Origin of the sequence: Microbacterium sp. (genome assembly GCF_035277845.1) — a bacterium.
In the GTDB taxonomy this organism is placed as follows: Bacteria; Actinomycetota; Actinomycetes; order Actinomycetales; family Microbacteriaceae; genus Microbacterium.
Genome location: NZ_DATEJS010000356.1, coordinates 1 through 11537, shown reverse-complemented (window position 1 = coordinate 11537; position 11537 = coordinate 1). Strand labels below are relative to the sequence as shown.

Here is an 11537-nt window from a genome sequence, read left to right as displayed (position 1 = left end):
TCATCGAGTGGCTGGAGAGCCTCGGCGTCCGCCGCGTCGACGACTGATCCGAAGGTCCGACCACCCGAATCCGCCCGGTGCGGGCAGTGCGGCACGGATCGCGTCGTCGTCGAACGGCAGGCGCGGCCGGAGCTCCGCCGGCAGTTCGCCCGCGGGTGGAGCGGCATCGGTGACGCCTTCGGCCAGCATCCGCGCCTGCGCCGTCGACAGCAGCGGCACCGTCATGGTCCACTCCGCCACCTGCGCGAGGACACGGTTGAAGAGGAGCGGTGCCGGCACGACGACCACACGGCGGCTGACGACGCGGGCAACGCGCCGCACGGCATCGGTCAGCAGCAGGGTCTCCGCGCCCCGGACGGCGACGGTCTGCAACGGCAGCGCCCCGTCGATGGCGGCGACGAGCACGTCGACGAGTTCCGCGACGGGCACCGGGCTGATGCTCTTCTCGCGCAGCCCGACGGCGGCGAAGACCGGGATCGTCTGCACGGTGTGGCTGAGGTGGTCGACGAGGTGGTCGCCGCGGCCGTAGATCATGCCGGCCTTGAGGATCGAGTAGTCGAGGCCTGAGGAGCGCACCATCTGCTCGGCCGCCCACTTCGACTCGTGGTACGGCGAACCGCAGTCCGGGCGGGCGCGGAGGAAGCTCAGCATGACGATCCTCGGCACCCCCGCCCGCCGCGCGGCCTCGACGACGGCGGCCGTGCCGCGCACGTGCACCCGGTCATAGGTCTGGTCGCCGATCTCCCGGTTGATGCCCGCGCAGTGGGCGACGACGTCGCGCCCGGTGAAGGCCGCGGTCAGCGCGTCGACGTCGTCGACGTCGGTCCCCGTCCGGCGGGACGCGACCACCACATCCGCCGGATCGAACCGCTCGGCGAGGTGGCGGCCGACGAAGCCGGTCCCGCCGGTGATCGCGACCCTCATCGGCGCCGCCTCGAGCAAAAAGTGAACATGTTCAATAATTGCACGGATCGAGCACGCACGGAACCGACGCCCGCGAAAGAACGCCGGCCCGCCCGGGAGGGCGGACCGGCGGACGGCTCGGGAAGCGGACTCAGACCGTCTCGGCATCCTTCGTGCTCGGCGGGGCCGGGATCGGTTCGATCTTCCCCATCAGCAGCAGGTAGCTGGCGAGGCCGCCGACCAGCGCGATGGCGCCGATGATGAAGGCCCACTGGAAGCTGCCGGTGACGTCGACGATGAACCCGGTGAGGATCGGGGCAACGACGCCGGCGAGCAGGTTCACGCAGTTCATGATGGCCGCGACCGAGCCTGCCGCGCCGGAGGGGGCGATCAGGGCGGGCAGCGAGTTGCTCGTGACGTAGACCAGCGCGATGCCCGCGCTGCCGACGGCGATGAACGTGATCGCGATGACGGTGTTGCTGGTCAGCGCGGCCCCGGCGGTGAGGAGGGCGACGAGCATGCCGACGACGATGACGGTCTTGCGCACCTTGTCGCCGTTCGCGCCGCGGCCGATGACCCGGTCGACCCAGAACCCGCCGATGAACAGCTCGGACAGGAACATCGCGAGGGCCGGGATGGCGGCGTACAGACCGCTGCCGAGCACGCTCTGGTGCTGAGAGGTCTGCAGGTAGCCCGGCAGCCATGTCAGCAGCATCCACAGCACATATCCGGCACCGGCGAGGCCGAGCGAGAGGCCCCAGAGCTTGCGCTGCTTGAGCAGGTAGCCGAGCATGCGCACCGGCTGGTCGTCGTGCGGCTGCTCGACGCTCGCGCCGCCGGCGATGATGTAGTCGAGCTCGCCCTCGCTGAGACGCTTGCGGGCGAACTTCTCACGCGGGCCGTGGTACCAGACGAGGAATGCGAGCAGGAACAGCACCGACAGCACGGCCTGCACCCAGAACGCCTCGCGCCAGCCCCACGCCTGCACGACGAACGCGACGATCGGCAGGCCGATGACGTTCGCGAGGCGCGTACCGGAGTCGAAGATCGCGGTGCAGAGGCCGCGCTCGTGCCGGGGGAACCAGATGCCGGTCGCCTTCATGGCGCCGGGGAAGGCGGGGGCCTCGGCGACGCCGAGGAAGATGCGGGCGAGGATGATCATCCACGCGCCGGTGGCGATCGCCGTCAGCACCGAGGCGACGGTCCAGAGGATGGCGCCGGCCGCCCAGATCTTCTTCACGCCGAAGCGGTCAAGCAGAGCGCCCGAGGGGATCTGCATGATCGCGTACGACCACAGGAATGCCGACGAGATGATTCCGAAGTCGGTCGCCGTCATGTGGAACTCGTGCGAGAGCGGCGTCTGCACGACCGAGATGGACAGGCGGTCCATGTAATTGATGAGGATGCCGACGCCCATCAGGATGGCGATTCCCCAGCGCTTCTTGCCCCTCGGTTTGGCGAGGATCTGTGGCACAGCGACCGTTGACGGAATTGCTGCTTCGGACACGTGGTACTCCTTCGTACGCGACGCCGGGCTCAGAATCGGCGTGCTTTCGGATGGCAGCCGGAACGCGGGCTCGGAAAGCCCGCGGGGCGTCTGCCGGTGGCTCGGTCTCGGCGGAACGGTCAGTGATTCCAGAGCGCTGCTGGGAGCGTGAAGGGGGCTCGTTCCCGGAGGGAGCAGCCGGCATCCTCACGATCGTTCACTGATCGAGATCCGCGTCGTCCGAACGCGATTCGTGTGGTTGTGAGTGGTGTCGAAGGCGGGGAATCCTGACATCGGGATCGCCGGTGGTGAGATCTCGTCGTCTTCGGCTCTGAAAATCACCGTAACACATATCCGCGAAGTGAGAAAGGAATTTCACGAAGTGGAATATTTGGTATTCCAAATTCGTGATCCGCGGCTACTGCGCCGGACCTTCCGCCCGCTCGCCGGGGGGAGTTGAATGGGCGTCATGGGTGACCGGGAGGACTTCCTCGAGTGGTTCGACACGACGTGGCGGGCGGCCGAGGACGCCCTTCACGACGGCGATGCGGGACCGCGGTTCGAGACGTGGTCCGACCGGGCCCCGGTGACGCTCTTCGGTGCGTGGCTCACCGCGACCGACCCCGATGCGGTGCACGAGGCCTTCCGGAAGCTGGGCGCAGGGTTCTCGGACGCGGCATCCGCCGAGATCGAGCTCATCGCCGCCGACGTGAGCGGCGACTTGGCGTACACGGTGCAGCGGGAGATCACGTCGGCGACCGTGAACGGTCAGCCGCGCTCGTATGCGCTGCGGGTGACACAGGTGTATCGCCGCGAAGGCGGCCGCTGGAAGGTGGTGCACCGTCATGGCGATGAAGAGCCGGATGCGGATCGGCGTCCCGTCTGAGGGGGCGCCGATCCGCGTTCCGAGAGGACCTCGGCGCTACCGCGCCGGAGCGATCGAGAACGAGTAGACGTCCGTCGGGTCGGCGGCGTCGCCGTCGTTCACGAACGTCGGGGTCGCGATGAACGTCGTGCCCGCGGCGGTGAAGCCCTCGTACTCGCCGAGGAAGTAGCCGCCGTCATAGGGCGCCCCGCGCAGGTCGAACGGCTTCGGGGTGAGTACGCGTCGTCCGGTCCACGTCGTGCCGCGGTCGTTCGAGACCGCGAACCGATACGTCGTGGCGAGCGGTGTGGATGCCGTGGTGCCGGGGGCGATCTCGTAGTAGGCGACGCCGACCTGGCCGGCGGAGTTCACCGCGACCGACGGGGCGAACGCCGATGAGCCCGGCGCGGAGACCAGCGCCGGCTCGCTCCACGTGCGCCCGCCGTCGGCGGACGCCGCGAACGCGATCTGCTCGGTGGTGCCGCCCGAGAACCGGGAGTCTCCCCACACGGCGTAGACATTCGCGGTGCCCGGTCTGGCATCCACCGCGATGTGCGTGAAGTTGTCGCCCACGCGCACCGGCTTGCCGGTTCCGGGATCGACGACGCCGCTGATCTCGTTGGTCACGAGGGTGGTGGCCTTCGACCAGGTGGCGCCGTGATCGCTGGAGTGGACCGCCATGATGGCGTCGTGCCGCGGAGCGCCGGGGCTGAAGTCGGAGTCCATCGGTGTGAGGTTGAAGACGTCGATCAGCTCGCCGGAGGGCAGTTCGATGATCTGGTTCGCCGAGGTCTCCATGCCGAGGGGCGCCTGGTAGATCGGGCGAGCTGTCGACCACGTGCGCCCGCCGTCGATGGTGCGGCTGTAGTACGCCGCGCCGGTGGCGGCGTCACTCGGCGAGACGATCGCCCGGGCATAGACGAAATAGGCGTTGCCGGGCAGGATGCGGTCGGCCGTCACGGCGCCGCGGTCGTCGATCACGCCGCTGATGTTCTCCCGCACGATCGTCGACGGTGCGTTCCAGGTGCGGCCGCCGTTGTCGGACGTCGAGACGAATTCGGCGGTGTCCCAGTCGGTGTCGTTGTACGAGACGCTGGCGAAGTACGCGCGACCGGACGGGGCGAAATCGATCCACGGGTCGGTGGTCTTCTGGAAGTCACCGCCGTTCGCCGCGGTGCCGCCCTCGCAGTTCGCGAAGGTCGGCTGCTGCGACAGAGGCGGCACCTGCCACGTGCGGCCGCCGTTCGCCGACACGGATGCCAGCACCCCGTTCGCACCGTCGTTCACGAACCGGTCCTGCTGGTACACGCTCACCACATTGCGCGGATTGCGCGGGTTCACGGCGACGTACGGTTCGACCTCGGTGTTCAGGCTCGGCAGGACGGCAGGGTTCGGCGTGCTGCAGCTCGCGGTGAACGGAGTCTGGGCTGAGACCCGGGAGGGGCCCGGTGAGCCGGGTCTGTCGGCTGCGGCGGCGCCCGTCGCGGTCGCCAGGGCCGGCAGGACGGCGGCGATGCCGACTGCGGCGATGGTGCGGACGACACGGCTTCGTGACCTGGGCATGTGGACCTCCGTGGGGGTGGGAATGGTTCCGACTCTCGCTGGTATACCATCCGCGAGCCTGGGCGACAAGGGTCTCAGCGTGCCGGAAGCGCGGGGCCGAGGTCGTGAGGATCCCGTTAGGACGCCGCGGGGCGACGGCGGCCGGGCTCTAGGCTTCGTCTGTGAACAGCCCTGCACGCACCGCCCGCAGCCCGCTCCGGCTCGCCCTCATCGTCGGCGCGCTCGGGGTGGTGTTCGGCGACATCGGCACGAGCCCGATCTACACCCTGCAGACCGTCTTCAACCCGAATGACCCGCACCCGGTGCCGCTGACGACCGACAACCTGTACGGCGTCATCTCGCTCATCGTCTGGTCGATCGTGCTCATCGTCACGGTCACGTACGTGCTGCTGGCGATGCGGATGGACAACGACGGCGAGGGCGGCATCATGGCGCTGCTGACCCTGCTGCGGCGGTGGACGCCGGGCGGCCGCACCCGCACCGTCGCCCTGCTCTCCGCGCTCGCGGTGCTCGGCGCGGCGCTCTTCCTCGGCGACAGCATGATCACGCCGGCGATCTCGGTGCTGTCCGCCATCGAAGGCCTCAAGGTCATCAACCCGAACCTCGGTGAGCTGGTGGTGCCGGCGACGGCCGTCATCCTGCTCATCCTGTTCCTGCTGCAGCGGTTCGGCAGCACGGTGGTCGGGCGGCTGTTCGGCCCCGTCATGGTGCTGTGGTTCCTCGTGGTGGCGGTGCTCGGCATCGGCGGCATCGCGCACGATCCCCGCATCCTGCTCGCGCTGCTGCCGACCTACGCCATCGGGTTCTTCGTCGGGCACTTCCAGATCGCGTTCTTCGCGCTCGCCGCCGTCGTGCTCGCGGTCACCGGGGCCGAGGCGCTGTATGCCGACATGGGCCACTTCGGCCGGCGCCCCATCTCGCTGGCGTGGCTGTTCATCGTCTTCCCCGCGTGCGGGATCAGCTATCTCGGCCAGGGCGCCCTGGTGCTGCAGGACCACGCGAACATCTCCGCGCCGTTCTTCCTGCTCGCCCCGGGCTGGGGCCGGATCGCGCTCGTGGTGCTCGCCACCGCGGCCACGGTGATCGCGTCGCAGGCCGTGATCTCCGGGGCGTTCTCGGTCGCCAGCCAGGCGGCCGGCCTGGGATACCTGCCCCGGCTGCGCGTGGCGCACACGTCGTCGTCGACGCACGGCCAGATCTACGTGCCGTGGATCAACTGGCTGCTGATGGTGTCGGTGCTCACGCTCGTGTTCACGTTCCGCAGCTCGGCCTCCCTCGCGTTCGCGTACGGGATGGCGGTCACGGGCACCATCATGATCACCACGGTCCTGTTCTTCTACTTGGCACGCCATCGCTGGACGACGCCCGGCTGGCTGCTGTGGGGAGGCGCCGTCGTGCTGGGGGCGGTCGACCTGCTGTTCGTCGCCGTCAACCTCACCAAGTTCGTGCACGGCGCCTGGCTGCCGCTGGCGATCGGCGTGATCGCGTTCACCGTCATGACCACGTGGCAGCGCGGACGCCAGCTGATCACCGCGCGCCGTACGAAGGCCGAAGGATCGCTGGTCGACTTCGTGCAGAACCTGCGCATCACTCCGGACCTCGTCGACCGCGTGCCCGGAACGGCGATCTTCCTCAACCCCGGAAGCGCGACCACCCCGCTCGCGCTGCGCGCGAACGTCGAGCACAACCACGTGCGTCACGAGCGGGTCATCATCCTCTCCGTCGAGATCGACACTGTGCCGCGCCTGCCCGAGTCGGAGCGCTTCACCGTGGACGACCTCGGCGACCCGACCGACGGCATCACCCACGTCACCGCCCGGTTCGGCTACACCGAGACCCCGGATGTGCCGCGCACCCTGGCGACGCTGTCTCCCGAGCAGACCGAAGGGCCGCTCGACCTCGACAAGGCCACCTATTTCCTGTCGAAGATCGAGCTTCGCGAGGGGAACGCGCCCGAGATGGCGCGCTGGCGCAAGCGGCTGTTCCTGGCGGCATCCCACATCACGTCGGATGCCAGCAACCACTTCGGCCTGCCGCGCGACCGCGTCATCGTGATGGGGTCGCAGATCGAGCTCTGAACTCAGGCGCGCACGAGCTCGGCGGGCAGCAGGGCGGACGTGCGCGCGTGCGCGTCATCGATGACCCGCTCGGGCGGCACGGTCACGGTGGCGGCGAGCCTCGCCGAACGGCCGCCCGAGCGGGTCGCCTGTCGTCAGGGCGCGACTTGGAGCTGCGCCGTGCCCAGGTTGGCGGTGATGGAGGGCGGGAACGGCAGGGTCAGGTAGGTCCCCACCTTGCCGCTGTAGTGGCCGAACGTGTCCGGCACGGTGATCGTGGTCGGGAAGCCGCCGAGGCCGTTCAGGATGACGCCGTCGATCGTGATCCAGCCGTTGCTGTCGGACCACGTCACCTCGCCGCTGTCGCGGGCGGCGCCGGTCGGACCGCCGTGGCCGCAGTCGGCTCCCTGGTAGTCGCCGGTGTGATCGCTGCTCAGCTCGATCCACAGCCAGGCACCGCCGCCGGTGCCGCCGAGCAGCTTCGCGGACTGTCCGTTGAGATTGGCGGAGAGCTCGATCTGGTAGACCGACGAGTTGCCGTAGTCGGCGAACGCAGCGGCCGGGGCCGCGATCGCCCCCGCAGCGGCGAGCACCGCGGCGCCGAGGAAGGCCAGTGGCCGCCGTGCGGCCGGATAAGTGCGTTGCGCACCCATGATGAATCCCTTCGGGTGAGGATGTGGGTGGTCGCCGGCGCTGGGCCGTCGCCCGCCGCGATCGGGTGCGCGGTGCGATGGCGCGGCGCCGGAGGGTGATGGTCACCGGGCAGGTCTGCCTCCCTCCGCCCCGGGACGCGGTCGGCGCGACGATGCGGCACGCCCGTCGGGCGATCGCTCCATGTCTGCGCTCCCGGCCCCAAACCGGACTGCCGATCGGTCGCTTTCCCCAGGAGCCGTCGGCGCCGCATGCCCGCATCCGCCCGCCCGCGGGCTGACGGTCATCGCGGTTTCAGCGTTCCCCACGCTGAACGAGGCGGCCCCACCGTGCCCCAGAGCTTCGTTCGCCCCCACGGATGACCCGGTCGCCTGCACAGTATCCTGCCACCCGCCGCGCGCCTGTCAATGGTTCCGTTCGGGTCGGGTCGGTACGTCAGCGGGAGCGGCGCGAGTCCCCGCGGCGCAGCCAGAGCAGCAGCAGCACGAGTGGGATCACGAGACCACCGATGCCGTAGACGACGAACGGCCAGAAACCGCCGATGTGATCGACGAGCCAGGAGAAGTTCTGGCCGAAGAACCCGGTGATGAACGTCAGCGGCAGGAACACCGTCGCCAGCACGGTGAGGCGTTCCATGGTCGCGTTCTGTCGCACGCCGACCCGCGTCTGCTCGACGGAGATCACCGAGAGATTCGCCTCGAGCACCGTGCCGAGCAGGTCCCGCTGCGCGGCGACCTCCTCGTTGATCAGGGTCAGGTGGTCGTGGACGTCGCGAAGGTAGGGCTGCAGCACCGGCTCGGCCGCCGTGCGCTCGACCGTGGAGACCACGTTCAGCAGCGGATGCACCGCGCGATAGAAGTCGGTGGCCTCCCGGCGCAGCGAATAGATCCGCTCGGTCGGCGCGGCGCTGCCCGAGAACACGGTCGCCTCGATCTCGTCGATGTCGTGCTCCAGCCCGGCGACGACGGGCGTGTAGCCGTCGACCACCTGGTCGAGGATCGCCCACAGCACCCCGGTGGTGCCGGTGGCGAGCAGTTCGGGCCGCTGTTCGAGCCGCAGCCGAGCGCCGTGCAGCTCGCTGGCGACCCCCTGCCGCACCGTGATCACGAACTTGGGTGCGAGGAACACGCTGATCTCGCCGAACTCGACCTCTTCGGCAGCGTCGTCGTAGCGCGCGGTGCGGAGGATGACGAGCCGCACGCCCTCGTCGTAGGTCTCGACCTTGGGACGCATGTGGAACGTCTGCGCATCCTCGACCGCCAGCTCATGCAGCTCGAAGGTCTTGCGCACCAGGGTCAGCTCGTGGGCCTCCGGCTCGAACAGACCGAGCCACACGAACCCCTCGGTCTCGCAGAGGGCCGCGGCCTCGTCGAGCTGCAGCGGTCCCTCACCCTGCCGTCGGCCGTCCACGTAGTGCGCGCAATCGACGATCATCGGGTCCTCCGGGGTGGGCGTTCGACCTGCCGCCTGACGCCGTGCCGCGTGGGCCCCGGCCGACATCGCCATGCTAGGACGGTCGACGGCCGTGGTCCACCGCACACACGTGCGGCGCGCGGCGTGCGGTCGGGGATGCGCCGGGGCGGTATCAGCCCGGCGCGGATGCCGCTCTCTCAGGCAAAGACCCGAGAGAGGATCCCCCCGATGTCCACGAACACCGCCCTCCCGCTCCGCCGCCGGACACGACTCGCCGCTGCGGCGGCCGCGATCGTCCTCGCCGCGGGCGGCATCCTGACCGCCTCCGCCCTCCCCGCGCACGCCACGACGCCGGCCTGCACGAACTCGGCTCTGGCCGTGACGCCCACCTTCACGCAGGGCGCCGCGGGCCACAGCTACATGTCGGTCATCTACCGGAACGCCACGCACTCGGCGTGCACCCTGCGCGGCTACGCCGTCATCGCCGCGGTGAACAGCACCGGGCACGTGATCGCGCACGCCGGGCACGCGACGGGCTACACGGTGACGACCGTCATCGTGCCCGCCGGGGGATACGCCTCATCGGCCGTGTCCTGGATGAACTTCAACCCGGTCACGAGCGGGCCGTGCACGTGGTCGCACTCGATCGACATCACGCCGCCGAACACCACCCTCGTCGTGCCGCGTCCGGTCTCGGTGAGCGTGTGCGACCTGCTCGTGCGCCCGGTCGTGGCCGGGGTGCCCTCCTACCCGGGCTACGCGCCCGCGCAACTCGCGTGGATCCGCGGGTCGCACGCGATCTCGGCGAACCAGGGCCTGTACTGGCAGGCGGCGATCAACGCGCTGCAGGCCGGCAGCGCCACCGGGTGGGCCCCGCAGATCGCGGAGCTCCACCAGCTGATCTCGCTGCCGGACGCCATGCAGACGCCCACCCAGCACGCCGAATGGCTGGCCGACGTGCACAGCCTCGACACGTTCTTCGTGACGCCGGGGCTGTACCTGTAGCTCCGGCGACGCATCGCCCGACCGAGCCGCCGTCCGTCAGGACCGCGGCTCGGTCGAGCGCACCCAGACCCGGTCGTTCTCGACCTTGACGTCCCACACCGGCTCCGGCGCGGACGCGGGCCCGCGCACGACGCTTCCGTCGGCGAGATCGAACCGGCTGCCGTGCCACGGACACGTGACGCATCCGTCGTCGATCGTGCCCTCGTCGAGCGGGCCGCCCGCATGCGTGCAGGTGGCCGACAGGGCGCGGACGGCGCCGCCGGTGCGCACGAGCATGACCGGGACTCCGGATGCCTCGACCCGGATGGGCTTCGCTTCCTGGAGGTCGGCATCGGCGGCGACATCCGTCCACTCCGTCACGTCGTCCTGGAACGCGGTGTGGTTCACTCCGATCCCGCGCCGCAACGTGAGGTGGCCGCCGAGGTAGGCGGCGCCGACGGTGATGCCGAGCGCGAGCAGGCTGAGCGTCGCGCCGGCGCCGCGGTGGCCGCGGCGGCGCAGCATCCACGACGTGCCCTGCAGCACCGTGGCGGTGAAGTTGCCGGCCCAGTGGATCAGTCCGGCGCGTTGTGCCGGTCCGTGCGTGTCCGACCAGTCGGATGCGCCGGCGGCCGCGGTCGGAGCGGCGGCGAGCACGCCGATGCCCACGAGGCGGCGGGCCGCGGCGGCACCCTGCTCGCCGCCGGCCAGGTCCACGACGGTGGCGCTCACCCACGCGCCGATCGGCAGATCGGTCAGCACCGGATGCAGCGAATGCCCGAGCCAGGTGCCGGAGAGCACGTTCTTCACGGCTGGGTTGCCGGTCAGCTTCTTGACCACGGTCTGCAGCGGTGCCGAGACCCGATCAAGGCTGTCGGCCTGCTCGACGGTGCTGACGGCGTTCTGGGCGAGTTCGTTCAGTCGTCCCATGATGCCCCTTCCCTCTCCCCGGCAGGCTACGCCGGGTGCCACCCGAGCACAGGGGGCCTTGCGGACTGCGCGGATTCGTGAATCCGATTCCCGCTCGGCTCCGAATCCCTCCTGAGCGGCATCCGCCGCAGAACGAAGGAGGAAGCCATGCGTACGTCCCCCAACCGCCTCGTCGCCGTGATCTTCGGTGCCGTCTACCTCGTCGTGGGCCTCGTCGGGTTCGCCGTGACCGGCGGCGTCTCGTTCCTCGCCACGAACGGCGGGATGCTGCTGGGCATCTTCATGGTCAACCCGCTGCACAACGTGGCGCACCTGCTGATCGGCGCCGCGCTCGTGATCGCCGGGTTCGTCTCGACGCGGGCGGCGAAGACGACCAACACGGTGATCGGCGCGGCCTACCTGCTGCTCGGCATCGCCGGGTTCTTCCTGGTGGGCACGGCGGCGAACATCCTCGCGCTGAACACGTTCGACCAGTTCCTGCACCTCGCGAGCGCGATCCTGCTGCTGGCGTTCGGCCTCGGCGTCGAGCGCAGCGGGTCCCGACTCGCGATGCAGTGACGAGATGGGCGCGCTGGCGCGCACCTGGCCGGCGCTGTTCGCCTGGGGCGCCGGCCTGCTCAACCTCGCCCTCGCGGGTTCCATCGGCGCCGGGCGACGCGACGGGGCGTCCGTCGTCGTCCTGGCG

Annotated in this window: 10 protein-coding genes; 4 read left to right on the top strand and 6 right to left on the bottom strand. The window is 70.0% G+C overall.

Going from position 1 to position 11537, the window contains the following annotated elements; all coding sequences use genetic code 11:
• Together VJR25_RS15690 and VJR25_RS15685 are read right to left on the bottom strand one after the other, a co-directional pair.
• The gene (locus VJR25_RS15690; protein WP_324116715.1) at positions 1-924 is read right to left on the bottom strand and encodes an NAD-dependent epimerase/dehydratase family protein; all 924 of its coding nucleotides are present in this window, start codon (positions 922-924) and stop codon (positions 1-3) included.
• A 130-nt stretch (positions 925-1054) separates the two neighbouring features.
• Positions 1055-2410, bottom strand: coding sequence for an MFS transporter (locus VJR25_RS15685; RefSeq protein WP_324116713.1), 1356 nt, complete (start codon positions 2408-2410; stop codon positions 1055-1057).
• A gap of 448 nt (positions 2411-2858) precedes the next feature.
• Between VJR25_RS15685 and VJR25_RS15680 the strand changes: the two genes are divergently transcribed.
• Complete coding sequence (locus VJR25_RS15680) at positions 2859-3275, top strand: nuclear transport factor 2 family protein (protein WP_324116711.1); 417 nt, start codon at positions 2859-2861, stop codon at positions 3273-3275.
• 36 nt (positions 3276-3311) lie between these two features.
• Here the strand turns inward: VJR25_RS15680 and VJR25_RS15675 are convergent, their stop codons facing one another.
• Entirely contained in the window at positions 3312-4817 is a 1506-nt protein-coding gene (locus VJR25_RS15675) for a sialidase family protein (protein WP_324116709.1), read from the bottom strand.
• A gap of 161 nt (positions 4818-4978) precedes the next feature.
• Between VJR25_RS15675 and VJR25_RS15670 the strand changes: the two genes are divergently transcribed.
• Positions 4979-6895: a potassium transporter Kup gene (locus VJR25_RS15670; protein WP_324116707.1), complete on the top strand. Its 1917-nt coding sequence runs from the start codon at positions 4979-4981 to the stop codon at positions 6893-6895.
• A gap of 134 nt (positions 6896-7029) precedes the next feature.
• On the opposite strand, the gene VJR25_RS15665 is transcribed toward VJR25_RS15670, so the two are convergent.
• A complete protein-coding gene (locus VJR25_RS15665) occupies positions 7030-7527 on the bottom strand; it encodes a hypothetical protein (protein WP_324116705.1) in 498 nt (165 codons plus the stop codon).
• Between the two features lie 433 nt (positions 7528-7960).
• Positions 7961-8959: a magnesium and cobalt transport protein CorA gene (locus tag VJR25_RS15660; RefSeq protein ID WP_324116703.1), complete on the bottom strand. Its 999-nt coding sequence runs from the start codon at positions 8957-8959 to the stop codon at positions 7961-7963.
• Positions 8960-9166: 207 nt separating this feature from the next.
• Here VJR25_RS15660 and VJR25_RS15655 point away from each other — a divergent pair, with 207 nt between their 5' ends.
• Positions 9167-9943 carry a DUF4232 domain-containing protein gene (locus tag VJR25_RS15655; RefSeq protein WP_324116701.1) on the top strand — a complete coding sequence of 259 codons (777 nt, stop codon included), beginning with the start codon at positions 9167-9169 and terminating at the stop codon, positions 9941-9943.
• A gap of 36 nt (positions 9944-9979) precedes the next feature.
• Here the strand turns inward: VJR25_RS15655 and VJR25_RS15650 are convergent, their stop codons facing one another.
• A complete protein-coding gene (locus tag VJR25_RS15650) occupies positions 9980-10852 on the bottom strand; it encodes a Rieske 2Fe-2S domain-containing protein (protein WP_324116698.1) in 873 nt (290 codons plus the stop codon).
• Between the two features lie 147 nt (positions 10853-10999).
• Between VJR25_RS15650 and VJR25_RS15645 the strand changes: the two genes are divergently transcribed.
• A complete protein-coding gene (locus VJR25_RS15645; RefSeq protein WP_324116696.1) occupies positions 11000-11410 on the top strand; it encodes a DUF4383 domain-containing protein in 411 nt (136 codons plus the stop codon).
• Positions 11411-11537: the final 127 nt, after the last annotated feature.